This window comes from Agrobacterium bohemicum, assembly GCF_002896715.1.
Classification (GTDB): Bacteria; Pseudomonadota; Alphaproteobacteria; order Rhizobiales; family Rhizobiaceae; genus Agrobacterium; species Agrobacterium bohemicum.
In genome coordinates, this window is sequence record NZ_PGEL01000020.1 from 181,071 (window position 1) to 207,678 (window position 26,608).

At 55.2% G+C, this 26,608-nt stretch carries 26 protein-coding genes; 13 read left to right on the forward strand and 13 right to left on the reverse strand.

Features of this window, described 5'->3' with window-relative positions:
• Positions 1–68: 68 nt before the first annotated feature.
• The 5 genes from hutC to CUC55_RS06230 all read right to left on the reverse strand — a co-directional run bounded on the left by hutC (position 69) and on the right by CUC55_RS06230 (position 4,326).
• Positions 69–812, reverse strand: coding sequence for a histidine utilization transcriptional repressor HutC (gene hutC / locus CUC55_RS06210; protein ID WP_103087288.1), 744 nt, complete (start codon positions 810–812; stop codon positions 69–71).
• A 103-nt stretch (positions 813–915) separates the two neighbouring features.
• On the reverse strand, positions 916–1,830 hold the full coding sequence (locus CUC55_RS06215; protein ID WP_067652394.1) for an ABC transporter substrate-binding protein: 915 nt from the start codon (positions 1,828–1,830) through the stop codon (positions 916–918).
• 53 nt (positions 1,831–1,883) lie between these two features.
• Positions 1,884–2,570, reverse strand: a complete 687-nt coding sequence (locus tag CUC55_RS06220; RefSeq protein WP_067652396.1) for an ABC transporter permease — start codon at positions 2,568–2,570, stop codon at positions 1,884–1,886.
• Positions 2,567–3,217, reverse strand: a complete 651-nt coding sequence (locus CUC55_RS06225; protein WP_067652398.1) for an ABC transporter permease — start codon at positions 3,215–3,217, stop codon at positions 2,567–2,569. The genes CUC55_RS06220 and CUC55_RS06225 overlap by 4 nt, the downstream gene beginning before the upstream one ends.
• Complete coding sequence (locus CUC55_RS06230) at positions 3,214–4,326, reverse strand: ABC transporter ATP-binding protein (protein WP_103087289.1); 1,113 nt, start codon at positions 4,324–4,326, stop codon at positions 3,214–3,216. The genes CUC55_RS06225 and CUC55_RS06230 overlap by 4 nt, the downstream gene beginning before the upstream one ends.
• A gap of 574 nt (positions 4,327–4,900) precedes the next feature.
• Here CUC55_RS06230 and CUC55_RS06235 point away from each other — a divergent pair.
• The 4 genes from CUC55_RS06235 (at position 4,901) to CUC55_RS06255 (ending at position 7,884) form a co-directional block, all read left to right on the forward strand.
• The gene (locus CUC55_RS06235; protein ID WP_103087290.1) at positions 4,901–5,467 is read left to right on the forward strand and encodes a YceI family protein; all 567 of its coding nucleotides are present in this window, start codon (positions 4,901–4,903) and stop codon (positions 5,465–5,467) included.
• Between the two features lie 118 nt (positions 5,468–5,585).
• On the forward strand, positions 5,586–5,978 hold the full coding sequence (locus CUC55_RS06240) for a COG4315 family predicted lipoprotein (protein ID WP_067652468.1): 393 nt from the start codon (positions 5,586–5,588) through the stop codon (positions 5,976–5,978).
• Between the two features lie 5 nt (positions 5,979–5,983).
• On the forward strand, positions 5,984–6,490 hold the full coding sequence (locus tag CUC55_RS06245; RefSeq protein WP_067652403.1) for a sigma-70 family RNA polymerase sigma factor: 507 nt from the start codon (positions 5,984–5,986) through the stop codon (positions 6,488–6,490).
• Between the two features lie 779 nt (positions 6,491–7,269).
• Positions 7,270–7,884, forward strand: a complete 615-nt coding sequence (locus CUC55_RS06255) for a cytochrome b (RefSeq protein ID WP_103087292.1) — start codon at positions 7,270–7,272, stop codon at positions 7,882–7,884.
• A gap of 109 nt (positions 7,885–7,993) precedes the next feature.
• Here the strand turns inward: CUC55_RS06255 and CUC55_RS06260 are convergent, their stop codons facing one another.
• From CUC55_RS06260 to CUC55_RS06285, 6 genes are all read right to left on the reverse strand, one after another.
• A complete protein-coding gene (locus CUC55_RS06260; protein WP_103087293.1) occupies positions 7,994–9,592 on the reverse strand; it encodes a metallophosphoesterase family protein in 1,599 nt (532 codons plus the stop codon).
• Positions 9,592–10,314: a glycerophosphodiester phosphodiesterase gene (ugpQ, locus tag CUC55_RS06265; RefSeq protein WP_103087294.1), complete on the reverse strand. Its 723-nt coding sequence runs from the start codon at positions 10,312–10,314 to the stop codon at positions 9,592–9,594. The genes CUC55_RS06260 and ugpQ overlap by 1 nt, the downstream gene beginning before the upstream one ends.
• Before the next feature lie 12 nt (positions 10,315–10,326).
• On the reverse strand, positions 10,327–11,436 hold the full coding sequence (locus tag CUC55_RS06270) for an ABC transporter ATP-binding protein (protein ID WP_103087295.1): 1,110 nt from the start codon (positions 11,434–11,436) through the stop codon (positions 10,327–10,329).
• A 5-nt stretch (positions 11,437–11,441) separates the two neighbouring features.
• Complete coding sequence (locus tag CUC55_RS06275) at positions 11,442–12,506, reverse strand: carbohydrate ABC transporter permease (RefSeq protein WP_103087296.1); 1,065 nt, start codon at positions 12,504–12,506, stop codon at positions 11,442–11,444.
• Positions 12,506–13,417 carry a carbohydrate ABC transporter permease gene (locus CUC55_RS06280; RefSeq protein WP_103087297.1) on the reverse strand — a complete coding sequence of 304 codons (912 nt, stop codon included), beginning with the start codon at positions 13,415–13,417 and terminating at the stop codon, positions 12,506–12,508. The genes CUC55_RS06275 and CUC55_RS06280 overlap by 1 nt, the downstream gene beginning before the upstream one ends.
• Positions 13,418–13,484: 67 nt before the next feature.
• On the reverse strand, positions 13,485–14,858 hold the full coding sequence (locus tag CUC55_RS06285; RefSeq protein ID WP_103087298.1) for an ABC transporter substrate-binding protein: 1,374 nt from the start codon (positions 14,856–14,858) through the stop codon (positions 13,485–13,487).
• Between the two features lie 144 nt (positions 14,859–15,002).
• Here CUC55_RS06285 and CUC55_RS06290 point away from each other — a divergent pair, with 144 nt between their 5' ends.
• Positions 15,003–16,088 carry an ROK family transcriptional regulator gene (locus tag CUC55_RS06290; protein ID WP_425352760.1) on the forward strand — a complete coding sequence of 362 codons (1,086 nt, stop codon included), beginning with the start codon at positions 15,003–15,005 and terminating at the stop codon, positions 16,086–16,088.
• Positions 16,089–16,198: 110 nt separating this feature from the next.
• Here the strand turns inward: CUC55_RS06290 and CUC55_RS06295 are convergent, their stop codons facing one another.
• Positions 16,199–17,095, reverse strand: a complete 897-nt coding sequence (locus CUC55_RS06295; protein ID WP_103087300.1) for a LysR family transcriptional regulator — start codon at positions 17,093–17,095, stop codon at positions 16,199–16,201.
• Between the two features lie 104 nt (positions 17,096–17,199).
• On the opposite strand from CUC55_RS06295, the gene CUC55_RS06300 reads away from it, so the two are divergent.
• The 7 genes from CUC55_RS06300 (at position 17,200) to CUC55_RS06330 (ending at position 24,403) form a co-directional block, all read left to right on the forward strand.
• Positions 17,200–18,282 (forward strand): 4-oxalomesaconate tautomerase, encoded by a 1,083-nt coding sequence (locus tag CUC55_RS06300; protein WP_103087301.1) that lies wholly within the window; start codon positions 17,200–17,202, stop codon positions 18,280–18,282.
• Positions 18,283–18,330: 48 nt separating this feature from the next.
• Positions 18,331–19,332 (forward strand): ABC transporter substrate-binding protein, encoded by a 1,002-nt coding sequence (locus tag CUC55_RS06305; protein ID WP_170063830.1) that lies wholly within the window; start codon positions 18,331–18,333, stop codon positions 19,330–19,332.
• A gap of 64 nt (positions 19,333–19,396) precedes the next feature.
• A complete protein-coding gene (locus tag CUC55_RS06310) occupies positions 19,397–20,164 on the forward strand; it encodes an ABC transporter ATP-binding protein (protein ID WP_170063833.1) in 768 nt (255 codons plus the stop codon).
• A complete protein-coding gene (locus CUC55_RS06315; protein ID WP_067652425.1) occupies positions 20,151–20,927 on the forward strand; it encodes an ABC transporter permease in 777 nt (258 codons plus the stop codon). The genes CUC55_RS06310 and CUC55_RS06315 overlap by 14 nt, the downstream gene beginning before the upstream one ends.
• 567 nt (positions 20,928–21,494) lie before the next feature.
• The gene (locus CUC55_RS06320) at positions 21,495–22,436 is read left to right on the forward strand and encodes an ABC transporter substrate-binding protein (RefSeq protein WP_425352761.1); all 942 of its coding nucleotides are present in this window, start codon (positions 21,495–21,497) and stop codon (positions 22,434–22,436) included.
• 75 nt (positions 22,437–22,511) lie between these two features.
• Positions 22,512–23,564 carry a FecCD family ABC transporter permease gene (locus CUC55_RS06325; RefSeq protein ID WP_103087303.1) on the forward strand — a complete coding sequence of 351 codons (1,053 nt, stop codon included), beginning with the start codon at positions 22,512–22,514 and terminating at the stop codon, positions 23,562–23,564.
• Complete coding sequence (locus CUC55_RS06330) at positions 23,561–24,403, forward strand: ABC transporter ATP-binding protein (protein ID WP_067652428.1); 843 nt, start codon at positions 23,561–23,563, stop codon at positions 24,401–24,403. Before CUC55_RS06325 ends, CUC55_RS06330 begins: the two co-directional genes overlap by 4 nt.
• A 39-nt stretch (positions 24,404–24,442) precedes the next feature.
• Here the strand turns inward: CUC55_RS06330 and CUC55_RS06335 are convergent, their stop codons facing one another.
• A complete protein-coding gene (locus CUC55_RS06335; protein WP_103087304.1) occupies positions 24,443–25,699 on the reverse strand; it encodes an arsenic transporter in 1,257 nt (418 codons plus the stop codon).
• A gap of 323 nt (positions 25,700–26,022) precedes the next feature.
• Here CUC55_RS06335 and CUC55_RS06340 point away from each other — a divergent pair, with 323 nt between their 5' ends.
• Positions 26,023–26,430, forward strand: coding sequence for an IS5 family transposase (locus CUC55_RS06340; RefSeq protein WP_245304022.1), 408 nt, complete (start codon positions 26,023–26,025; stop codon positions 26,428–26,430).
• Positions 26,431–26,608 lie beyond the last annotated feature (178 nt).

Genomic DNA, 26,608 nt, shown 5'->3' on the forward strand with positions numbered 1-26,608 from the left:
AATGCGAGAGGCGGCAGGACGNTTTCCATTTTTGAAACCTGTGAGATCGGCGGGTGTTAGCCCAAGCATCAATTGCTGCTGTAAAGTCGATAACGACTGCCAGGATAAAGGAGACGAACGGAGGAGACGACGCCCTTGGCCGACCACGTGCGACGACGCACGAGCAGGCAGGGTTCCGTTTTGGAGATCGCCAGAAGCTTGCATTCCCAAGCCTGCGCGCCAACTGCCTCGATATGCTGCTCCGCCCTGACGAAGGGTGCTACTTCGGTCAGATATCCGTTCGGCGTAACGTGGCTGAAATCCTGATTTATGTAATCGGGCACGCAGTCGGGATTGACAAAACGATCTTCGATTTGCACCGGAATGCCATCTTCGGCATGCACGATGATGGAATGCACGGCAAGACTGCTGGCTGGCAGGGCAAGCGCGTCGGCCAAGTCAGCATTACAGGTCTCTGTCTGAAGAAGAATGACTCGTGCGCTGTAAACACCGCCGTTCCGGCGGATCTCGTCGGCAATATTGGGAACACTTTGAAACTGCGATGTCAGNTTTTTTGTGGCGACGAACGAGCCTTTACCCCGCACTCGCACCACAAGCCCTTCATCGGCGAGTTCACGCAAAGCCCGGTTGGCCGTCATCCGGCTGACACCAAGAATTTCAACCAGTTCGTTCTCGGAGGCAACGCGCTGGCCAATCTTCCACTCACCAGTTTCGATGCGGCTACGGACATAGTCTTTCAGTTTGACATAAAGCGGCGCAGCGTAACCTTCCTCGCCCTGCCCGTCATCGGCATTCTTATGTACCAGTGGCATCATTTCCTCGGAGAGTTTCTGTGCCGCGATCCATCGTCATGAGCTCACCCATATTCNAAATCAGTGGACAAGGGCGCGGCGAGTGTCGCGCCCTTGTCTATGATCAATTCAGTTTGTGTTCGGTAAGCCAGTCACCAGCCACGACATCGAAGCTGTCATGGTTGGCCAGACGACCGTTCATGACGACGAGATCCTTGGTTGTCAGCGCGGCAGAAACAGCATCGAGCGTCTTTGTCACGACGTCGCTGACTTTCGGTGTGGCAATGACAGGAACGATGTTCTGAGCAGGAAAGAGGTTCTTGACGTCATCCAAAACGACGAGATCGTTTGCGGCGATGGCAGGATCGGTCGAGAACAGGTTTGCTGCCTGCACCTGACCGTTAACCAGTGCAGATAATGTCAGCGGACCGCCAACGTCGAGCGACTTGAACGACTGGAATTCAAGACCGTATAGTTCCTTCAGGCCAATGATACCTTCCTTGCGTGTCTTCCATTCCGGCGGGCCGCCAAGCACCAGTTCCGAAGCAACGGGCGCGAGATCGGCAATCGTCTTCAGCTTGTATTTCTCGGCTGTAGCACGCGTCACGGCAACGCTGTCAGAATCCTGTGCGGCGGACGGTGTAAGCATCGACACACCCTTCGGCAAGGCTGCCTTAAGGGCCGCCGCCACATCGGCTGGCGAATGGGCTGTCGCATTCTTGTCGAGATAGCTCATTGTCGCACCGGCATATTCCGGTAGAAGATCGATCGATCCGTCAAGCAGCGCCGGAATGTAAACCTCGCGGCTACCGATGTTTAACTTCGTCTCGACCGCAATCCCCTTGGCGACCAGCGCCTTGGCGTAAATCGTTGCCAGAAGCTGGCTCTCCGGGAAGTCGGCGGAACCGACGATAATTGTCTTCGTATCGGTTCGCGCAGCGGTGGGTTCTGCCAGCGGATTACTTTGGGCAAACACCGAAGCGGCAGAAAGGGCCATGAGCGCGAACGCGCCAGCGGCGGTGGAAATCTTGAATGCCATGCGAGCTTCTCCTTTGAGGTTGAATAATCGTTGGGCTAGAAAAACATGCTATTCTAAGAATGATTCCGTTTAAGACGGCGCGTCAGACCGGGCGAAACGGTGAACCGCGATATGATTCCGATTACGAGATCGACGGTCAGCGCCAGAACCCCAACGAGAACAGCACCGGCTGCCATCTGGTAATAATCGTTCTGCGCCCGTCCATCGATGATCAACCGACCAAGCCCACCGAGGGAGACATAAGCGGCAATCGTGGCTGTCGAAATGATCTGGAGCGTGGCGCTGCGCAGGCCGGAGAAGATCAGCGGCAGCGCGCACGGTAGCTCGACGTCGAACAGGATATCCAGAGGACGTTTTCCCATGCCGCGTGCAGCATCTACCGCTGCCGGGTCGACAGCCGCAATACCGGCATAACTCCCGGTCATGATCGGCGGCACGGACAGAAGGACAAGGACGATCAGGCTCGGTACGATAAAGGCCATATCAGACGCGAAGACAGGACCGAACAGGATCACGAGTAAAGCGATAAGGCCGAGGCTTGGAAGCGAGCGCAAGACATTTGCCAGACCGGCGATGAAAACGACGCCACGCCGGGTGTGCCCGACATAAAGCCCGACCGGTAAGCCGATCAGACAGGCCAACAGGAGTGCGGCAGAACTGTAAGCCAGGTGCTGGACGACCAGAACGATAATACCATCCGATCCCGTCCAGTGTGCAGGGTCTGTGAACCAGTCAATCATCGCTCCGCACTCCTCGGCTGCCAGGGTGTCAGGCGGTGCGCGATGAACAAAACCAGCCCATCCAGAACAGCTGCTAGAACAATGCAAAGAACGATGCCTGCAATGATGGGCGTCAGGAACCGCAACTGAAGCCCTTGCGTAAAGAGGAGGCCAAGCTGCGGCGTACCGACGAGCGCCGCCACGGAGACGATACTGACATTGGACACAACGGCGACACGCAGTCCGGCGGCAATGACCGGAACCGCGAGCGGCAGTTCCACGAGCAGCAAGCGCGCCGCGCGGCGATAACCCATGGCATTGGCTGCCTGAAGGACATCTGGAGATACCGAATCCAGGCCATCGTTTACAGTGCGCACGAGAAGCGCCAGCGCGTAGACCGTCAAAGCGACGACGACATTCAACGGATCGAGGATTCGCGTTCCAAGGACAAGCGGCAGGAGAACGAACAGCGCGAGCGACGGAACTGTATAAAGAAGCCCGGCGGCACCCAACAGTGTAGAGCGAAACAAACCGGCGCGCTGCGCAAGCCAGCCGAGCGGCAACGCGAGAAGGAGACCGATAACAACCGGGATGACGGAGAGGCCGAGATGCCAGACGAAGAGTTCGAAAATCCGTCCGGATTCACGGTAGAGCCAATCGAACCTCATGGCTGCCCTCCGAATCGCCCGACGCGCGCAGCATCGATGGCGGCAACCACGTCGGCGAGTGTCACTGTGCCTATAAATTCACCCGATGATCCCACGACTACGNCCCGGCCNGAAGGGGAACTGAGCGCGGCGTCGAGCACATGCCGTAAACTGCTGCCTTCCGGCGCCAGAGTTCCACTGAGATTGATGTCTCCATCCCGCAGCGGCTGCTTCAAACCCTGTGCATCGGCCCATCCGATGGGACGCTTTTCGGTATCTGTCACCAGAACCCAGCGATCAATCGCAACGCTGCGAAGGGCTTCCGGCGTCGTACCGAGCAACGCTGTCGGTTCCGCGCCAAGGGGGACTGTCGCGTGGAATTCGGCGAAACTCAGAAAGCGATAACCCCTATCCCGACCTATAAAATCTGCAACAAAGGCATCGGCCGGACGCGCCAGAAGCTCCTGAGGCGTGGCGATCTGCGCAAGCGTACCGCCCGAGCGCAACACCGCCACCTTATCGCCCAGCTTCAAGGCTTCGTCGATGTCATGGGTTACCATGATGATCGTCTTGCCCATCTCACGCTGCAAACGAAGAAACTCGTCCTGCAATTGAGAGCGAACGACCGGATCAACCGCGCTAAACGGTTCATCCATCAGCATGAACTTGGGATCTGAGGCAAGTGCGCGTGCAACGCCGACACGTTGCTGCTGGCCGCCAGAGAGCTGCCATGGATAGCGATCAGCGAAAGCGGACGTCAGCCCGACGCGCTCAAGAAGCTCATGCGCCGTGCGAAGAGCTTTCTGCTTAGGCGCACCGTTGAGGCGTGCAGTGGTCGCGATATTCTGTACGACTGTTCGATGCGGGAACAGGCCTGCGTGCTGGATAACATAGCCAATCCGACGCCGCAGCACGGCAACATCCATGCTCTCGGTCGGTTCTCCGTCAAGAAGGATGTACCCGGAGGTTTGTGTGATCAACCTGTTGATCATCCGCAACGACGTCGTCTTGCCACAGCCTGAAGGACCAACGAATACAGTCAGCTTTCCTTTCGGCGCTTCGAGAGACAAGCCGCTTACCGCCTTGGCCGCGCCCGGATATTGCTTGGTGACATTGTCGAAGACGATCATGCAATCTCTCCTCTCGTCAGGGGCCACCTCGAATTTCGTCGGCCACCTCACTCAATAAGTTGTCTATACAATCACATGAAAACAAGCTCCACAAGACGTTGGATTAAATTATTTGCGNTTTGCAAATTGATGAATATTTGTGCGCGGAAATTCCATGATGCTGATCGGAGCCCCAAGCTTTTGCGAATATCAGTCTCGATCTGCTACTGCGCGGCACTATTTTTCTCGCACTTGAATTGGGGAAGCGACTGTATTTTGNTTTTGCGANTTTTCCTCAGACTACGTCTCGAAACACAACAGCAGGAACGTGTTGCTCGAAAAACTTCGAGACTGATGGGGTCCGCGGCGAGCATGAGCGGCCCTGAAGGGAAGACATGGACCAGTTTTCACAATTATGGGGGCTCGAAAACGTGAGGTTTCGGGAACGGTGCCATGCCTGCACCCTCCGCGGCCTGCTTGTTAGCGCCACACCACGATTCGCAAATCGAAGACATAATATTCCGACTGAGGATTAAATCCGCAACGGAGGTGTTCTGTTGAATGAGGTTACTTATTCAACAATGGAGCAACTGCGGTGAGATATACTCATTATGCTATTTTTCTCGCTATAACGCTGGCATGCGCGCCCGCGTTAGCCGATCCACTTTCTTCCGCCGCCGGGCGCTATAAAATCGACCCGGCGTCTCATATCGGGNTTTCTATCGAGCAAGTTGCGGGGCCGGGAATAAAGGGTACCATTCAGGATATAACGGGGCGGTTTGACATTGATGCCGACCAGCCAGCAAAGTCCTATGTGGAGATCAGCCTCAACCCCGCCAGCGTTAAGACGGGGCAGGCGCGGGTCGAGAGCTTTTTGACGTCAAGTGCGGTGTTCAATATTGCCGCCTATCCTCAGATCACATTCCGCTCCAAGAGCGTCGTTCAGGACGGTCCTCGTAGCGCGCTCGTTGAAGGAATTCTTACGGCACGCGGTGTTTCGAGACCGGAGACATTCTACGCCACATTCATGGACCAGAAAACCGGATCGGTCACCTTCCATGTCACCGGAAACATTCCGCGCTTGCCTTATGGTATGGGCATCGGTGTGCCGCTGTACTCTAACACCGTTGCGTTCGACATGGACCTGAAAGGCGTAAGATAAGTCGCGATATAAAATGTGTCAGAAAAATCAGCGCGGCGGGATTAAACGCCAATGGCTGGTGTTCTGGTCATTATCGGACATCCTGTCCGACTCGTCTTTCTCTTCAAAGGACTATGTCATGCGTGCACATCATCTTCTTATCGCAGGTCTCGTAACACTTGCCACCGGCACTGCCGCCCTTGCCGAACCCTATGCGGGCGGCGCGGTTGTCGAAACAGAAACGGCGCAGGGCACGATCATGACCGACGCTCACGGAATGACCCTCTACACGTTCGACAAGGGCACCGATGGCGCATCTGCCTGCTATGATGCCTGTGCGAAGAAATGGCCGCCGCTTGCAGCCACGAAGACGGACAAGGCCGATGGCGATTACAAGCCGATCGCGCGCAAGGATGGTACCATGCAGTGGTCCCATGAGGGAAAACCGCTCTATCTCTGGCAGATGGATAAAAAGCCGGGCGATGTCACCGGCAATGGCGTCGGCGGCGTGTGGCATATAGCTAAGGAATAGCAATCATGCCAGATTTTCTGGATGAGATGACAAAGAGCGTTCCGGCCCTTCGACGTTACGCGAATGCGCTCACGCACAATCGCGATACCGCTGACGATCTCGTCCAGGATTGCCTGGAAAGAGCTATCCGCAAACAGGCGCTCTGGCGGCCCGATGGTCCATTGCGGCCGTGGCTCTACCGCGTGCTGATCAATGTCTGGCGCAACAACCTGCGCAGCCGCAGTCGGCGGCCCGCGCAGGTGCCGATTGACGATGTTGCAGACCAGCTGTTCGTACCGGCCGCCCAGACCGGCCGCGTAGCGCTTGCGGAAATGGCGCGCGCTATCGAAACGCTGTCCGCTGAACATCGTGAGGCACTTCTCCTCGTCGTGGTCGAAGGCTTCAGTTATGCAGAGGCGGCGCAGGTACTCGAAATTCCGTTGGGAACACTCATGTCACGATTGGGTAGAGCCCGCTCTTCCCTTGCCCGAATGACCCAAGAAGACCAGCCCAATCTCAAGGTGATAAAATGACCGGCAGCCAGCCGCAGATAACCGAAGCGGATCTCATTTCTTATGTCGATGGTCGACTTGATGACCAACGCCGCAATGCCGTTACGGCCTATCTAGATTCCAATCCCGCAGATGCACGCAAGGTGAAGGCGTGGCTGGAGCAAAATGCAGCCCTCACGGCGCTTTATGGCCGTCTCGACGAAGGCGCGTTGCCCGCCAATCTCGATATCGCGCGGATGGAGCGTCGGGTGCGATCGGAGCGTGCTCACTGGCGCAATCTGGCAGCAGCATCGATACTTGTTCTGGCTATTGGACTGACTGCGGGCTGGTTCGGGCATGGGTTCATACAGCGAAACGATGAAGAAACCCGTTCCATCATTACCGCCGCCGCACAGGCGCATAGTTTGTTTGCGAGCGAGATTCTACATCCTGTCGAGGTCCGGGCAAACGCCGAAGATTCATCAAACTTGCNAAAATGGCTGATGAAAAGGCTGGATCGGAAGTTCAACATTCCAGACCTTGAAAGTCACGGCCTGCAGCTGGTAGGGGGACGAGTGTTGCCAAGCTCGACCGGGGCTGCGGCCCAGCTCATGTATGAGGACGCGACCGGACAGCGCGTAACGCTCTATATCGTTCCGGCCTCTGATTCCGAAGATACCGCGATGCGCCGCACAAACGTGGGTGCACTCGAAACAGTCTCATGGGACGACGAAACCATACGTTGCTCACTGGTGGGCAATCTCGANCCCAAGCGCATGGATGCCATTGCCAAAGAAATGTATCAGCAGTTGAGCTAGCCAATGAACAATCTTGATGTGTCTTCCTCCACCACACCCACCGATGAAAAACGCTGGCAAAGCTCTGCGAAAAACTATGGCTTGATAGCGATCANTTTCCATTGGACAATTGCGCTTCTGTTCATCGCACAGCTTGCGCTTGGATACTTAATGAGTGGCGATGACGTCGATCCTGCACTTCAGTTCAACCTGTTCCAGTATCACAAGTCTGTCGGGTTTGTTGTGCTGGCGCTCGCGATACCGCGCGTTATATGGTCTGTGTTGAGCAGGAAGCCGCATCCTCCCGCTGGTTCGGGTAGGGCGGCAAATATCGGTGCGCGCGTCACTCACGCCTTACTTTTATGTCTTACCGTGGCGGTGCCCCTTGCCGGTTGGGCTGTTGCTTCTACATCTCCGCTCCAGATCCCCCGCTACGTTTTCGATATTGTTGTTGTCCCCGGGTTGCCACTCGAAATATCTGATAAATCTGAGGCCTTGTGGACCGGTGTCCACGAAACTCTGGCGTATCTGGCAGCGGCAATTGTCCTTCTTCATGTCGCTGCTGCGTTGTGGCATCACTTCATCCTCAAGGACAGAATCTTCCGCCGCATGACACCAAGTCGTCCGGAGNAAAAATAGAGGCCTCTTNAAAAATCCGCCGGAGAATAACGTGAAGCACAAAGGCGACGGCGATCGAGGCTGGCAGCGTCGGTACCCAGACCAAAATAATCGGCGGCACCGATTGTGACTATGGCCACGACCTGGACAATCTGTGGCAAAGATCACTTTGAACAATCANTTTCCTGAGTTCAAATGTCCCGTCGAAACAAGCGAAAAACCGCTCTAGAAAGACGTGGCTGACAGGATCACTCTCCACCTGTCCACACGCTTCAAGCGCGCGTCCCAGATCAAGATAAAAGTCGCTACGATCCGGCGGGATATCCTGGAGCGCTAATTCTCCGCCTGCGCGGAGAATGTAATAATCCTCCATCATGATACGAAACGGTTGCGACACCACGCTCGACCATTTTTCCATAACTGACGACAGTTCTGCATACCCGATGAAAAGATGCGATATCGGTTGATCGAGATAGATAATGAGATTTGGTGGCCAGTCGTTCGGGCAATGTTTCGTCGCGACCAGATGCAATAGGTGCAAACGCAGGAACTCTGAGTAAGTCGAACAGGCAAGTAACGGCGTGCTGATGGGGTTATTNAAATCAACAATCTGATTTTCATAGGCGGNAAATCCGATATCNAATCCCTTGGTTTCTTTCAAATGCACCGTGTCGGGATACACGACACCGTTTTCGATCGTGACGATGATATATCCACCCGGATAGGCGACANGGGATGGTACCGCGAGGTTTATCAGACTATTGAGCTCAATGCGNCCCGCCACATGCATGTGGCCACTGAAATGCCATCGGAGCCCCGCCTCTGCCAGTCGCTGGCTGCTCTTTAGCGAAGGCATACGCTCATGCCAGTCCGGGGTGCAGGCGCAACGCACAGTCTCACCCTCACCCGTCAGAGCGAGTGGAAGGGCTGGATAATGCGAAAATGCGAGAAGTGTCTTGCCCGTGCGAATAGCGCGTTCTGCCACGTCAGATATCCATGTCAGGATATAGGGGCGTTCTTCCAATATGTGATCCCAGGCAGCATCGGAACGGACCTGCCACGTGCCGTTGACCCTGTGGAAGACGTTGGCGTCCAGCATCAAAAGCCACAGTCCATCTTGAGGCTCGATGAGATAAGACGCGTCCAGGCACGTTGCATCGCTGCGTTGACGCCGTTGATGTTCCTGGCCACTACAATTGACGAAAGGCGTCTCCCAGTGTCCTACTCCCTCGGGCCGCCCGACGCCATAATAGGCCATGGATTTCATCGCGTGATCCGTCGACATTCCCAGCATTCCGGCTTGGATAACGGCCGGTGTTTTCGCGCGCTCATCGCTCGTTACCAGGAGAGGGTCGTGCCCATCGGCCTTCGTCAACCACTTGGCCTGATGGCGCGGCTCTGGACCGAAACAATCGTGATTTCCAAAGGTCACGAAAAACCGCATGCCATGGCTGTTTTCGTATAAAGACAGAACCTTTTTCAACGCCGCAACGGCATCCATCTGACCATCGTCGGAATAGTCACCGAGAAGAACGACATCGCGGATGCCACGCCTGACAATATCGTCAAGCACGGCAATGAACGCAGCATGGCTTTCATTGAAAACACGCGTTGAGGCCATCGTGTCGGCAAGTGTTCGCAGGGCTACCTCGCCGCTCGCTTCTTCCAGCATGCCGTAACCGCCGTAAAGATCGTGCAGGTGAGCGTCCGCAACGACTGCGATTTGCATCAGGCAGCTTCTCCACGCAATTCGCGTCGGGCGGCGTCAAACAAATCCGGACGATCAAGGTTGATGTAGTCAACACCAGCCTTTGCGATCTCGCGGTGAATAGCCGGATCATCACCGCCATAATAGGTCATGACCTCGAGACCTGCCTTGCCGCACGCTTCCAATATGCCGGGGCGACGCATCTGCTCTACGGTAATTTCAATGATCGACGCGTGGTGAACGGCACCGGCCAACGACGGTGATTTCGCGATGTTGAGCGTCATCATTTTGCGGAATTCCGGGGCAATAAGTTGAAGGTCGCGCCGCATTTCTTCGGNAAACGAGAAGTAGAACGTGTCACGCACCATGCCGAGGTCACGCACCAGCGCCACCACCTTGGCGGGATCGCAATATTTCAACTCGATATAGACGCCAGCGCGACCGCGAAGATGTTCCAGATAAGCATCGAGCCGTGGGACGATGGCGCCCTTGAAATCGTCTCCGAACCAGCTTCCGGCATCAAGTGCATCGATTTCTGTGGACCAGACGTGGCCAAGCGAGCCGGTGGCGTTGGTGGTGCGGTCCAGCGTTTCATCATGNAAAACATAGAGTACGCCGTCGGCGCTCTCTCGCACATCAAGCTCGATATAGTCTGCACCGTGCTCTATCGCGAGGTCGGCGGCAGCAAAGGTATTTTCCGGCGCAAAGTGGTTGGCACCGCGATGGGATACGATCTTGGTCACGAGAAAATCCTGTCAGTTTGCTGGCTCGAGCGTTCTCGCCCGGATANTTTGATGCGATACATGGGCGTGTAGATTGGTGATGCGATTGCCCGATACGTCGAAGAGAAGCGTGATGTCCGACTTGCAGGAGATTCCGACGGCATCACCGGGCGCGTGCCGCACCGCCTCTCCATATTCCAAAGCGTGGATGGGGCCTGCAAGAGTATCGATGGTATAGAACACCTCCCGACCCATTGGCTCAACGGTAGCGATCTGACCCTTCAATGCCGCTTCTGCATCCGAGATGAGACTGATGTCTTCCGGCCGCAAACCGAACGTCACCTCACCATCATATTGAACGTTGAGGTCGAGCGATGTCTCACCCAGCCGCAGGCGGCGACCGGCCGCTTTCCCTTTAATCCGGTTCATGGGCGGCGTACCAATAAAGCCAGCCACAAACAGATTGTTGGGACGACGATAGAGATCATCCGGCGTGCCGATTTGCGCGATCTCGCCATTGTTCATGCAGATGATCCGGTCCGCCATGGTCATCGCTTCGATCTGGTCATGGGTCACGATCAGCGTGGTGAAACCCAGTCGTTTCTGAATGCTTTTCAGCTCCGCACGCATGGTAATCCGCAAGGTGGCGTCGAGGTTAGACAGCGGCTCATCCAGCAGAAGGATATTCGGCTCTTTCACCAACGCCCGGGCAAGTGCCACACGCTGCTGCTGACCACCAGACAGTTGCGACGGGCGTCGGTCCAGCAGCGCACTGATCTGAACGAGGCTTGCCGCCTCCTCCACCCGCTTTGCGACTTCTGGCTTGTCAATGGTTTTGAAGCGCAGGGGAAAGGCGATGTTTTCCCTCACGGTCAGGTTCGGATAGAGCGCGTAGGACTGAAAGACGATACCGACATTGCGATCGCGCGCGTCGACACTGTTGACGTTGTGGCCATCGAAAGCGATCTGTCCTGCGGTGGGGGCGTAAAGGCCTGCAAGAAGAAACAGCGTCGTGGATTTTCCGCAACCGGATGGCCCAAGAATTGCGACGAACTCCCCGTCTTCGATGGTCAGGTTCATCGGTTTCAGAACCTGGGTCTCTCCCCAGTTCTTGGTGAGTTTATCGAGAGTGATCTTGGCCATGGCAATTATCCCTTGATCCCGCCAAAGCTCATCTGGGTGATGTACTTCTGCGTGAAAGTGTAGAGGAGCAGCACAGGCAGTAGATAAATGATGCCGACGGCGGCGATCATGCCGTAGTCTGCGCCCATATTGTCCTGTGCGACGAAGAAGAGGTAGAGGCTCATTGTCATCTGACNTTTGTCGATGAGCAGCGTCTGGACGAAGACATATTCCTCCCAGCCCTTCAGGAATGTGAAAGTGGCAACCGCGATCAAGCCGCCGCTGACCTGCGGGAGCACGATCATGCGAAACGCCTGGGAGCGGGTGGCACCGTCCGTCACAGCGCTCATTTCGATGTCCCAGGGGACGTTATCGAAAAAGCTCTTGAGCACGAAAATGGCGAATGGCAGTTCCAACGCGCTCAGCACCATCACCACGCCCGCGAGATTATTGAGCAGGCCCATATAGTGAAGCTGGATGAAAATCGCGACGGTCAGCGCCAGTGCCGGAAAGGCATGCAACATCAACAGACCACGCAGAAAGGTCTCGCGACCGGCGAAGGCGAAGCGCGACAGGGCATAGGCCGCCGGCGTCGCCACGAGCGTGACGATAACTGTCTGGCTGACAGCGAACACGACGGAGCTTCCGAATGCCGACCATATGGAAGGCATCAGGTCCANTTTGGTGGTGCCGGTGCCAGCAATATCGCGGTTCCAAAGGAAGCGATAATTATCGAGCGTCATGTGCGGGAGCAGAAAAATCGTCACCAGAATGACAACAACCAAGCAGAGTGCTGCCCATGAAAGGGCCGGTTTGCGCAAACGCTCTGCCAGAAGTGCAAGTGCGATTGCGCCGAGATAAGAAACGCCCGCAATGGCAGATGTGCGCCAAAGAACGATCCGGCTGACCGCTTCGTCAGACAACGTCAGCGACTTTACCAGCAACCAAAGGTAAGGCAGCAGAACCGGCACAGAAACAATCGTCAGGNAAAGAATGATAGCCGACAGAAAACCCGCTCTGTGGACTGCACCCCGGCGTTCGAGGCTGACCCAGTCAGCAGAGGAAACGGCCTTGGTCTGAATGAGTGTCATCACAACACCTCTATCTTTGGAGCCGCAAAAGTTGAGCTCATGTTGGTGACGCGCCAGTGCAGCAACGTGACGACAACCCCGATAACCATAAAGCCCAGCGCCAGCGCTGCACCGTAAGAATAAGCGCCGTTTTCAAAGGCGCGGCGATAGATGTAGAGGGCATAGGGCGTGGAATCGTAAACCGGTCCACCACCCGTGATGAGCAGAATATATTCAAAAGTCGTCATCAGCGACAGCGCCTGATAGATGGAGATCAGCCGTATCGGTTGCGAGAGTGCGGGAGCCACGACATGCCGCAAGACGCCCCATTCACTGGCCCCATCGACACGCGCCGCATTGGCAAGATGGGAAGGGATGGAGCGGATCGACGAAGTCAGAATGACCATGGCNAAAGATGCACCAACGACGCCATTTGCCAGAATGATGAGGAACAGCGGAAAATCGTTGCGCAGATTTATCGGCGGCAGACCGAACGTGCCTGTGACTTGATTGAGCAAGCCCGAAGGTGACGGATCGGCAATCCATATCCACAAGATACCATAGAGCACGGCCGGGCTCATGCGCGGCAACAGCCACAGGCCGCGGAAAAAATTGCCGAGCTTGTCGGGTATTGCTGTTGATGTCATCGCCAATAGCGCACCGAGGCCGATATTGAAAATGAACAGGGTCGCGGTGACATAGATAAGCGTTGTCAGCAGAACCATTGGCATGCGCGCATCGCGTTGAACGATGCGTTCGAAATTCTGGAACGTAAAGTGGCCGACGCGCAGGTTAGCGCCCATATCGGTAAAGGCGATGACCGCATTGACAACGATCGGCGCTAGAAAAAATACGGCAAGCAACGCGATGGCTGGCGCGAGATAAAGCATAGGCCGGGCCGGACGGCGTGGTCGAAGCTGGAATTGGGACATTGTCGTGGACCAGTGAAAACAAAGGTGCCGCCCGGTAACAGCCGGGCGGCAGGGAGAAGATGCGGGATCAGTTGCTGGCCGAGTCGCGGATTTCGATGTCCTTGCCGAACTGCAGTTCGAGCTCATCGGAAATGAAGTCAACAGCCTGGGCCGCCGTCATCTTACCGGTCTCAACCGCCTGCAAGCCGCTGAACAATACCTTGTTGTAGCTGCCGAACTGCGTATGATTAGGCACGAATTGGGCATGCTCCATCATTGGCGAGGCGGCGGACAAAACCCAGTTGTCCTTGTATTTCGGCATCGCTGTCTGTGCGTTGCTGATAGCCGTGTGGAAAGACGTCACGGCATGTTCGTTGTTGAAGTATGGCAATGTCGCAAGCGCTACGAGATCGGCGGCGATGTCGGCATTCTTGCTTTTGGCGTTGACCGTGTAGAGCAGCGGATGAGAAAGGTTAGCGGGCTTCCCACCCNTTTCAGCGGCAGGTGCAGGAATCCAGCCGATCTTGTGGAAATAGCCTTCCTTATCGTTTGGCCACGTCGCACCATTCTTTTCACCCACCTGCCAGGCTACCGCCCAGACACCCTGATGGAAGATGAAAGCCTTTTCCTGCTTGAAGGCACCCTGAATAGCCTCCCAGCTCATGGCCGTGTTATCGACAGGGGTAACGCCTTCCTTGGCATTGCGCTCATACCAGCTCAATGCCTTGGTCATCTCGGCCTTGGGNNAAACCAGCTTACCGGNTTTCTCATCCATGAACTTCACGCCATAGGACTGAAAGACCATCAGGTAATCAATACCGACATTGGGGCGGTGCAGCATGCCGTATTGCGCAGCTTTGCCATCAACCACCTCTTTTGAAAGCGCCGTCAAATCATCAAGCGTAAACTCACCCGCTTCGACTTTGGCAGGCAGGCCCTCGATAAAGGCTTCATCCTTGCCGATTTTGCGCAGCATGTCCTTGTTGTAGAAGAACATACGGATTTCAGCGTCTTGAGGAACGCCATAAATCTTGCCGTCCTTGGCCTTGGCCGAATTCCACAGCACCGGCAGGATATCGCCGTAAACCCAAGGCGCAGCGGCAATCCGCTCATCCATCGGCAAGGCGTAACCGTCTTCAGCAAACTGGCCGATCCACTCGTGAGCTACCACGTAGATATCCGGACCCTGACCAACGGNAAATGCCTTCAAGGTTTCCAGTGCCAGATCGTCCCAGCCCTTAACAGCACTGTTGTTGGCTTCAATGACGATGCGCTTGTCAACGCCTGCGGACTTGAACTGCTCGTTCATGATCTTTGCCGCACCTTCAATGTTGGTGATGCGGCCCGGCGCTGTCTTATCGGCGAGTGTCGAGAGCTTGATGGTGATGTCTTCTGCATGCGCAGCGCTTGCGACGAGCGCAGACATCGCCGCGGAAGAAAGGAGAGCCAGAAATTTGTTCATGGAGAATAATCCGATTGAAAGTGATTATTTAATTAAGTTGCTTAAGTAATAGATTTATGACATCGCGTTTTTAATTATCCGAAGGACGTCACGGTGCTAAAACGACATTCGCCCCTGGTCGGTATTGGCAATACGCAGGCCGCGGTGATCAATCATCTTCGCCGCAAGGGTGTGGCTTCACGTGCGGAGATCGCTGAGTTTTGCGGCGTTACACCGGCAGCCGTGAGCATGATGACCCGCGACCTGATCAAGCGGGGCATTATCATCGAAGGTGCAAGGCGCCACGGCGGGCGTGGCGCACCTCACATCGATCTGATGCTTCAAGGCAATGTCGGCTACGCCCTTGGCGTCCATGCCAACCACTATTCTCTAACCCTGACCTTGCTCGATTTTTGCGGCGAACGAATTGGTGAACATCATCTGGACGGGCCATACGAGGCATTCCGCAACGTTGAGAAAACTATAAATGACAGCAAGGCCAGTCTTCTTGCGTCGTACGATGTCGACGAAAACCTGCTGCTTGGTGCAGGCGTGGCAATGCCGACGCGCTTTCGTCAGGGTGCAACNAAACTCGATCTTGCCGACGAAGTGATTGCCTGGGCGGGGCCCGATCTCGCTTCGTCTCTGCGCGAAACGCTTGGTTGNCCCGTGATCATTGAAAATGACGCAAACGCAGCGGCCGTCGGCGAACTTGCCTTGGGAAACGCCGCCGGACACGACAANTTTGCATATTTGTATCTGGCGGAAGGCATTGGCAGCGGTCTCGTCATCGGCGGCGAACTTTATCGTGGTAATCTGGGAAATGCTGGCGACGTCGGCGCGCTTCGCCCACGGGGCCTCTCACGGCCCTCATTCGCCGATTTAGCGGCCTGGTGCGAGACCTCTGTTGGGACCATACCGACAGGCCGCTCCCCGGACCAATGGGGTATCTATCTTGNAAACCACGCAAGCGTGTTGGACGCGTGGCTTGAACGGGCAGGACCTGAAACCGCCCGTCTCGCCTTCATGATTACATCCGTTTTGGCACCTTCGGCGATCTTCATCGGCGGCACTCTCCCGCGCCTCGTTCGCCGACGGCTTGCATACTGGCTCGATTTTAACAGAAGCAGGCCTTTCGAGGGAGCACGGGTTCTTCAGCCAAGCATTTTAATCCCTGAAATCGAGGCCACAGATACAGTGGCGTTCGGTGCCGCAGCGATGATCCTGCACGGGTTGCCCAACTCCCCTTGATGACGTTCGGCTTACCAGCATCGTCCGACACCCAAATATCATTGGCGACGCGCATATAACGACTNAAAGATGAGTCAAAGAACTCCAACACCCCTCTATGCGACGTTTAACTACGGTGTTTTCCAGGTCTTCAACAACATCTCCACGAACTTCTCAGCGGCTGGCGACAAGGTGCTACTTCTTCTTTGAACAATGCCGATCGTTCGAGAAACAACAGGCTCGACAATTGGTCGCGACACCAAGAAAGGGTGTTCCTCTTGCGGGGTTGCCAGCCGGGGCAACACTGAAATGCCTAAACCCGCTTCGACAAGACCCAAAGACGTATTGAGGTGGGTCACCTCGTATGTCCAATTCAGCTTTAGATTGTGTCTCGCCAGCGCGCCATCAAGCAAGGTTCTGTTACCGCTTGAGCGATCCACGACCACAAGCGGATACTCTTCAAGCTGATTCCACTGGATCGACTCGAACCTCGCCAGTGGATGATCNTTTCTCATTGCAAGAACAAATGGGTCGTCAATAAGTGGCTCGAAAGAAAGATCCGGGTCCGAGTTGCCCATGAGATTGATCCCGAATTCAACCTCGCCTCGCGCTACGGCTTGCAGCCCGTCATTGGCTGTGAGATCTCGGATACGAAGCCTTATATGAGGATATTGCTCACTAAATGTTTTGATGACGGTCGGAAGGAAGTAGAAGGCCGCCGTTGGCACGCAGGCCATCGTAATCAACCCACGACGCTGCGTCCCCTCTTTCATCGCAAATAGCGACCCATCGAACTCCTCCAGCATTCGCCTCACAAGCGGCATTACCTCTTGGCCCATGGCCGTCGGCGCTACGTGTCGCGTCGTGCGTTCCAGCAAGGGTGCCCCAATGGATTGTTCAAGCTTTTGGATACGTCGTGTCAAAGCGGGCTGAGATAGATGGAGCGCGTCCGCCGCCCTATGGAAACTCTCAAGTTCAACCACAGCTTGAAATGCACGCAAATCCAGAATTTCGCAATTGATGCTCATATCGCAATAAACCTCCAAAACATTGCATTTAACAAATAAGGTTATCTTCCTCATATTGCAACAACTCGATGGATTGATCCATCAAATGCAAGATTGAGGCGACCATGAACGACCTTCNAAAGATACCTTGTGTACTGATGCGCGGCGGAACGTCTCGTGGGCCGNTTTTTTTGGCATCGGACCTTCCCCGTGATCAAGCTCAGAAGGATGCAACACTTTTATCGATTATGGGTTCTGGACATCCCCTTCAGATCGACGGCATCGGTGGCGGAAATCCTGTCACCTCGAAGGTTGCCATCATCGGTCGGTCTAAAGTTGAGGGCGCGGACATCGACTACCTATTTGCTCAGGTCCGCACAGACCGGCAATATGTCGACTACTCGCCCAATTGCGGCAACATGCTGGCTGCCGTCGGTCCCTTTGCAATCGAAGCAGGGTTGGTTCAGGGACAAGGGACAGATACACTTGTTCGCATCCACAACGTGAACACCGGTAAGTTGATCGAGGCCAAGGTGCCCACCCACGGCAATGAAGTCATCTATCTCGGTGATGCCTCAATTGATGGTGTCCCTGGTTTGGCCGCTCCGATCGCGCTGACTTTCATGGATGCCGCAGGCGCCAAAACCGGCAAACTGTTGCCAACGGGTAAGGCCATCGACATCATTGATGGCGTGGCTGTGACAGTGATCGACTGCGCGATGCCGATGGTGCTCATCCGCGCTATCGATCTGGGTTTGACGGGCTATGAAGACCCTCAAGCTCTCACTGNAAACCGTGAATTGATAGCACGCTTGGCCCGCATACGCATCAAGGCAGGTCAACTCATGGGCATGGGAGACGTGACCGACATGGTTATCCCGAAGCCAGTTCTGATATCTCCAGCCCGTAAAGGCGGAACGCTGTCAGTGCGGTATTTCATGCCCAGCGAATGCCATCCTGCTCTCGCAACGACCGGTGCTGTCGGCATTGCAACAGCTGCAGTGACAGATGGAACAATAGCGTTCGAAGATGCAGGCAAGCTCACTGTACCGACCCAGATTCAGATCGAGCATCCAGCAGGTCGTCTCGATGTTCAGCTGGAGATGAGAAACGGTACGATTACGGCTGGCCTCGTGAGGACGGCCCGCCGACTTTTTGAAGGATACGTTTTCGCAAAACCCAATACGGCGATCGAAAACGCAGCTTAAAAGACGCCACATTGGCAAAACAACAAAGACAACCGGGAGGAGACCCCTATGCGTAAATACCTGTTAGCAGCGACGGCGCTTTGTGCACTTGCAGCATCCGCGAATGCCGAGTCAGTCAGAATGAGTGTCGGATCGTATAATCTCAACAACCTGCCTTTCCCTGTGGCTGCAAGCCTCGGCTATTACAAGGACGAAGGTCTGGACGTTACCACCGAGAACTTTGCCCAAGGCGGCTCCAAGGTCCTCCAGGCTCTTGTTGCTGGTTCAACAGATGTGGCAGTCGGCTTCTATGACCATACGATCCAGATGCAGTCGCAAAACAAACATGTTGTCGGCTTCGTGATGCTGGCACGCAACTCCGGGTTGGTTCTTGCTGGAACCAACGACACGGACTTCGACCCTGCAAAGCCCGAGACAATCAAAGGCAAGAAAGTCGGTATCACTTCACCCGGTTCGTCGTCTGACTTCTTCATTCGTTATTACCTGAAGCAACACAATCTGAGTGAAGACGATATTTCCATCATTGGCGTTGGTTCCGGTGCAGCAGCCGTGGCCGCTTTGCAGCAGGGGAAAATCGACCTGCTGGTAAACTATGACCCGGCGGCCACGATTGTCGTTGAGCGCGGATTGGGCAAAATTCTGATCGACGCACGTAGCGACCAAGGAGCGAAGGACGTCTACGGCGGCATCTATCCAACATCCGTTCTTTACGCGACACAGGAATACATCGACGCAAATCCCGAAGTAGTTCAGAAAGTGACCAACGCCACCGTCAGGGCCTTGCACTGGATGAAGGCGCACTCAGCCGAAGAGATTGTCGAGAAGCTTCCTGACGACTTCGTGTCTGGCGACAAGCAGACCTATATCAAGGCTGTGGAAGCTGCGAAGGCGATCTTCTCGGAAGACGGCAAGTTCGTTCCCGGCGATCTGGAAACACCCCTGATGGNTTTGAAAAGCTTCAACGATGCGGTCGCCAAGGCCACAATCGACCTCAACACCACCTATACCAACACGTTCGTCGAGGCCACGGCTTCGAAGCCCGCACAGTGAGGGCTTGTCAATGTCTTCGACAATTAGAAAGTTAACGCCAGTGGCAGATGCTCAAGCCAAATCAATGGTGGCAATTGACGACGTCACGATGGCGTTTGGTTCCTTTGTTGCCGTTCAGGACGTCAATCTCAAGGTCGGCGATGGAGAATTCCTCTCCATCGTCGGGCCGACCGGTTGCGGCAAATCGACCATCCTCAATGCAATCGCGGGCTTGCTGAAGCCCGCGAAAGGTGCCGTTTCTATCGACGGCGCAGCTGTCAACGGCGTTCAAAACAACATCGGGTATCTGTTCCAGCAGGATGCTCTTCTTCCCTGGAAAACCGCGTATCAGAATGTCGAGTTGGGTCTCATGTTCANGGGCGTCCCAGAGGCAGAACGGCGCGGCAAGGTGCTGGCATGGCTGGAGAAAGTAGGTCTGAAAGGCTTTGAAACACGCTTTCCGCATCAATTGTCCGGTGGTCAGCGCAAGCGCGTGCAGATGGCCCAAGCCCTCATAACTGAGCCAAAGGTCATCTTGATGGATGAGCCGTTCTCGGCGCTGGACATCCACACCAGACACCTCATGCAAAACGAGCTTCTGAGGCTTTGGCAGGAAGACCGCCGGGCCGTCGTCATGATCACCCATGACCTCGAAGAAGCCATTGCTCTGGGTGATCGTGTCGTGGTGCTCGCAGCCGGTCCGAAAAGCCGCGTTATCGAGAGTTTCCCTGTCGATCTGGAGCGTCCGCGCAACGTCGCAGAAATCAAACTCGATCCGAAATTCATGACCCTGTACCGCGACATTTGGGCATCCCTACGCGGCGAAGTGGAGAAAAGCTATGCACGCCATTAACATTCGCCTCATTCAGGTCGCGCTTCTTGTTGTCCTGCTGGGCGGTTGGCAGCTTGGCGTTACGACAGCGGTGATCGATCGGTTCTTCTTTCCCGCCCCATTCGACATCGTCAAACAGGTCGTCACATGGATAGCTGACGCCGGTTTCTACAAGCATGTGGGAATAACACTGAGCGAGACTGTTCTGGGTTATCTCATTGGTACAGGCCTCGGTGTCGCGGCAGGCGTATGGCTTGGGCTAAGCCCGTTTGTCGCCCGCGTGCTCGATCCCTTCATCAAGGCTGTCAATGCAATTCCACGCGTTGTTCTGGCTCCGATCTTCGTTCTCTGGTTGGGATTGGGCCTCTGGTCGAAGGTAGCACTTGCGGTTACGCTCGTATTCTTCGTCACCTTCTTCAACGCCATGCAGGGCGTCAAAGAAGTAAACCCGGTCGTTCTATCGAACGCTCGTATCCTCGGCGCAAAACGTTCCGACCTTCTGCGCCATGTGTACTTCCCTGCTGCGGCAAGCTGGATTTTGTCTTCGCTTCGCACCTCGGTCGGCTTTGCAGTCGTCGGTGCAATCATCGGCGAATATCTCGGCGCATCGGCTGGCCTCGGCTACCTCATCGCACGCTCGGAAGGTAACTTCGACGCAGTGGGCGTGTTTGCAGGCATCATCATCCTGGCAATCTTTGTTCTCCTCATAGATCTTGTACTCGATGTTGTTGAGAAGAAATTGATCACTTGGCGACCCAATGCGGGCGAAGAGCGCCCTGCTTAAGGTAATTAAGACATCGAATTTGAAAACGGGGCGGTCAGTTGACCGCCTCNTTTTTTGCGTTGACGCTTAGTGGCAACTCAAAACAGTGCACTTCTTGAAAACGAAACGCCCACCACAGCAGACGGCGTGGTGGCGTTTACAATCATTCACACACCTGATGGCGTAAGATCGCAATCGATCCGTACGCCCTGTAGCTGTTATCAAAACTCCTCCCAGCACTGTTATGTAGCTGCACTACCGGACACAGCTCTCGCTACCGTGGCTATGCAACCATGTCTCAGAACAGTACATCAGAAAAACCAACCATTATTCAGTTGGAAATACGATGGAATCCATCGCCAATTAAATTGACTTAATTTATCATATTTATTAGAGCAGCGGCATCTCAACCCTTGGATCTTTATTATGAAATCATTTATTAGCGGTCTTGCTGCGTTGCTCTCGGNTTTCGTAGTAGCCTCCCCCGTCATGGCAGAAATGAAGACGATAACCGACGTGATCGGGCGTGAAGTTAAGGTTGACCTTCCGGCGAAGCGTGTCGTTCTGGGCTTTTATTTCGAGGACTACATGGCAGTCGGTGGCGAAAAAGCCTACGATTCCGTCGTCGGGATTTCCAGAGAAGCATGGGTTGGGAAAGTTCCGGCCAACTGGAAGATGCACGTGGCGCACCGGCCGTCGCTCGCTGATATAACGGATGTCGGCGAAGTGGACACGCAGACCTTCTCCGTCGAAAAAGTCCTGAGCTTGAACCCTGATCTCGTAATTCTTGCGGACTGGCAGTTCAAGGCACTGGGGCTTGATGCCGAGCGGCTGGTAAAACAAGGCATTCCTGTCGTCGTCGTCGATTATAACGCTCAGACGGTTGAGCGTCACGTCGCGTCCACCAGGCTATTCGGCCAACTGACGGGACAGGATCAGCGCGGCAACGAGATCGCCGACCTCTATCAGGGTGCGATGAAGGATATTGCGGATCGCGTCGCCAAGTCAGGCAAGCCAAAACCGAAAGTATATGTGGAGTTTGGCAACAAGGGCCCGGCGGAATACTCCTTTACCTACGGCAAGAATATGTGGGGCGCGATGTCCACCCTGGCAGGTGGCGACAACATTGCTGCACCTTTCGTGGAGTGGTGGGGTCCTATCAATCCAGAGCAGGTTCTGGTGGCGAAACCGGACGTTATTTTTATTTCGGGACGTGAAGACAACAAGAACCCGACAGCGATGCCTATGGGCCCGGGCGTAAAAGAGGCGGATGCGCGNAAAAACTTGAAAGCCTTCGAGACACGCCAAGGCTGGAGTGAGTTGCCCGCTATCAAGAACGGCAAGCTCTTCGGCGTCTATCAGGGTGGATCGCGCACGCTATCGGATTTCGCGCTGGTCCAGTATATCGCCAAGCAGCTTTATCCAGAGCAGTTCGGGGATGTTGACCCAATCGCGAACTACCTTGGCTACTACAAAAAGTATCTGCCTGTAACACCCGAAGGCACCTTCGCCATCGCCGTTACCGAGTAACGGAGAGGCAACAATTTGCGAACGCCTCTCACTGGGCGTTCGCTTTCACGACAAGCTCTGCACGACAGGTATTTCATGACAATTGCTGCCCGCAACGCTGAGGCTATTGGTGAGCACAGGCTGCGCGAGCGNCGCCGCTGGCGGATCGTTTTGATCTTTTTCATCCTCATGGCGATCAGCCTTGTACTTGACATAGCAACGGGGCCATCGATGCTCTCTCCGTCCGAGGTCGTACGATCCTTGACCGGTATTGGCGTGCGAGAAACGATGACCGATTCGATCGTGCGTGGTTTGCGCCTGCCAATGGCGCTGATGGCACTCTGTGTTGGTGCAGCACTGGGTGCAGGTGGCGCACAGATGCAGACATTGCTCAATAACCCGATGGCAAGTCCCTACACTCTGGGTATGGCGGCGGCGGCAGGCTTCGGCGCGGCTCTTGTGCTGGCTGTGGGCGGGCTTGGAATCGATGCGATGATCGCGGTTCCCTTGGGGGCATTTGTCTTCGCCATGCTGGCGGCACTCTTCCTGTTCTTCCTTGCCTCCATGCGTCAGATCGCAACAGAAACGATTATCCTTGGCGGCATAGCGCTTCTGTTTCNTTTTCAATCGCTCCTTTCACTTATTCAGTTTCTGTCTTCGCCGGAGCTGTCTCAACAAATCCTGTTCTGGCTGTTCGGCAGTCTCAGCAAGGCAACCTGGCCGACGGTAACCCTCACAGCCGCCGTGACCGCGATCTGCTGCGTGCTGTTGATGGCGGATTGCTGGAAACTGACTGCGCTCAGAATGGGAGAAATGCGAGCCGCAAGCCTGGGCGTGAATGTTCGTTTGTTGCGCATGAAAGTGCTCATCATCGTCGCCATCATGACTGCAACGGCGACGAGCTTCGTCGGTGTCATCGGCTTTATCGGATTGGTCGCGCCGCACATAGCCCGCATGACCGTCGGCGAAGACCAGCGGTTCTTTCTACCCATGTCGATCTTAAGCGGTGCTTTGATGTTATCGGCTGCGTCGATCCTGTCGAAATCCATCGTTCCGGGGGCTCTCTTCCCCGTCGGGATCGTCACGGCGATTGTGGGTGTGCCGTTCCTCCTATGGCTCATCTTTGCTCCGAAGAGGCGCAGCCGATGATGATCCTTGAGGAGGTGTCGATAGAGCGTGGCGGTCAGGCAGTCGTACAGCAACTCAGCGCGCGGCTGGCAGCGGGACAAGTTCATGCCGTAATCGGTCCGAATGGCACCGGCAAAACAACTTTGTTGCGCGCCATGTTTGGAGACTTGCCACTGGCCAATGGCTCCATACGTGTCGGTGATCGTACTCTGCGTGCAGGAGAAAAGAACCGCAAGCTTGTCAAAAACTGGCGCGATACGTTTGCTTATATGCCGCAGGATACCACGGTCGATATTGCGCTCAGCGTACTCGAAGTCGTTGCACTCGGACGGTCCGGTCAATTGTCCCTGCATATTGACGATGAAACGTTGGACGTCGCGATGACACTACTTCATCAAGCGGGAATAGGACACCTTGCAAACCGGGATATATCCTCCCTCAGCGGTGGCCAACGGCAGATGGCACTCTTCGCGCAGGTCCTGATGCGTGACCCGCAAACGATGTTGCTGGATGAGCCAGTCAGTGCACTGGATCTCAGACATCAAGTCGGTCTGCTGGACCTGGTGCGACAAGAAACCCGGAGTAATGGCTGGGTGACTGTGGTCGTGTTGCACGACCTGAACCTTGCATGCCAATACGCCGATAATCTTCTGGTCATATCGGAAGGTAGGTTGAGGCAAAGCGGCGCGCCCAGAGATATCGTCACACCAGAGCTTATTTCAAATACCTACGGCATAGCGGTGGAAGTGCTGCGCGACCGCCGCGGAAACCCGGTTATTCAGCCAACAGGTGAGGATATCGATCGCCATGACGTGGCTGCGTCCGGCAATCAAAAACCATCTCATATGGGCGCTGCATAGAACCACCCAGCGAGCGGCAACACTTTCAGACAATCGTAATCATTGCATTACGAGCACGAAAAGCGATGCTGCCAATGCTGGCACTGTCACAACAATACCAANTTTCATGAAAGCCCAGGCTCCAAGCTTCAGACCTTCGCGACGAAGTGCGTTGAGCCAAAGTATCGTGGCAAGCGATCCCGTGATGGAAATGTTGGGCCCGAGATCAACGCCTATCAAAATCGCGCCAGCAATCTTGTCAGATACATGCGCCAACTGGATCGCACTTCCGGCGACCAGGCCAGCCGGCAGGTTGTTCACGAGGTTGGTCGTCAAAGCCACCGCCGCACCTGCGCCCGCAGCAGTCCAGGTTGGAGATGTCGACGCTTGTTGAGAGAGATATTGCGCAAGCTGGTCTATCAGCCCGGTCTGGCTCAACGCCTCGACAACGACGAACAACCCGGCAACGAGGGGCAGTACACTCCAGGAGACACCCTTCAACGTCTCAACAAAGCTACCCCGGTTGATCAAAAGCACCGTAGCCGTGGCAAGGCTGCCAGCGATAAATGTCGGAAGACCCAAATCCATGTGCAGGGCCGAAGCACCCAGAAGGATCACCGCCGTACCACACAAAGCAAAACCGGCGAGCTTGGCGCTCGATGAAATGGGAGCTGACTGCATATTGGAGGCGACGCTATCGGCACGAATGACAGAACGCTGCGTCCAGTACAGCGCGGCAAAGGTCACGAGGATAGACACGATCGAAGGCAGACCGAACGTCGCAAGCCAACGCGACAGTGGCGGCATCTCTCCACCGCCAAAAATCACCAGATTGGCAGGATTGGAGATGGGAAGGACGAAGCTGGCGGCATTTGCGATGAAGGCGCAGATGAGGAGATAGGGCATCGGGTCTTTGACCTTTGCCGTCCGGCAGGCTGCGTAAACCGCAGGCGTCAGTACGACCGCCGTCGCATCGTTCGAAAGGAACACAGTGACGATCACACCAACAACATAGATCAGAACAAAAAGACGTTTAGGCGAACCCTTGGCATGGGTCGTTGCGACCATGGCCAGCCAGTCAAACAGCCCTTCCCGCCGTGCAAGCTCTGACAACAGCATCATGCCGATCAGAAACAGATAGACGTCCGTGCCCTTAGTAATGCCGACCCAGGCATCGGCAGGACCGATGAGACCGAAACCGACAAGCAAAAGCGCACCGAGAACCGCCCATATCGCTTCCGGCCAGGCAAAAGGTCGCGTAATGACACCGAGCGCGGTCAAGCCGGCGATACTCCAGGTCCAGGTCAATGCGTTCATGATATTTCCAACTGAGNTTTCGAGCGATGGACAGCCTGACGGTCCATTTCATCCATATCGTTCTTTCGTGGCAGAGCAACAATATTGCAGCCTGGAAAGCGTTCCGATGACACNAAACATTTGGAGAAATCCATGGGGAGTGCCGATATGGTACTCGTCCAGACGATGCNAAAGCCGGCGAGATTTCACCGTCCAGAGAAGTAGCTATTATCGGCGGTAGATTTACCGGCCTCAATGCGGCTCTAGGTGCTGTCGATCATCAGATATCGATCGTCCGCGCCCATGAACAGGCAGCCACCGGAAAAGGGGGCAAGGATCAGGCGCTGGGGCGTTCCCGAGGCGGACTGACGACCAAGATTCATATGCTGACCAATGCGTTGGGCCGACCGTTGCGTTTCATCGTCACCGCAGGTCAGGTAAGCGACATCACCCGAGCGCCAGCTCTTCTGGAGGGGCAAAGCGGCGGTGCTGTTCTGGCTGACAAAGCCTATGACAGTAACGCTTTGCGCGAGATGATTGCCAGTATGGGAGCCAAGGCAATCATCCCATCAAAACGCTCGCGCAAGGTCATCATTCCACACGATGAACTCGCATACATATATCGCAACCGCATCGAGCGGTGCTTCAATCGAATGAAGCACTTCCGCAGATTTGCAACGCGCTACGACCGAAGAACAATACACTTCGAGGGGCTCGTCTATCTCGTCCCCGCAATGATCTGGCTGCGGTGAATGTCGATTCGTCCTAGTTATTTCAATTTTCTTCGGTTGAGAGATTGTCATGCCAAAGCAATTTCTTGGCACGGTTTTAATAAGATGGGCTAGTGTCTTATGATCGTGTCCCAGGACGTGGTGTAGCTGGGTTTCATAGCCATCGGTGTTTTCCGGTAGGGTCGGGTTGCTTATAACC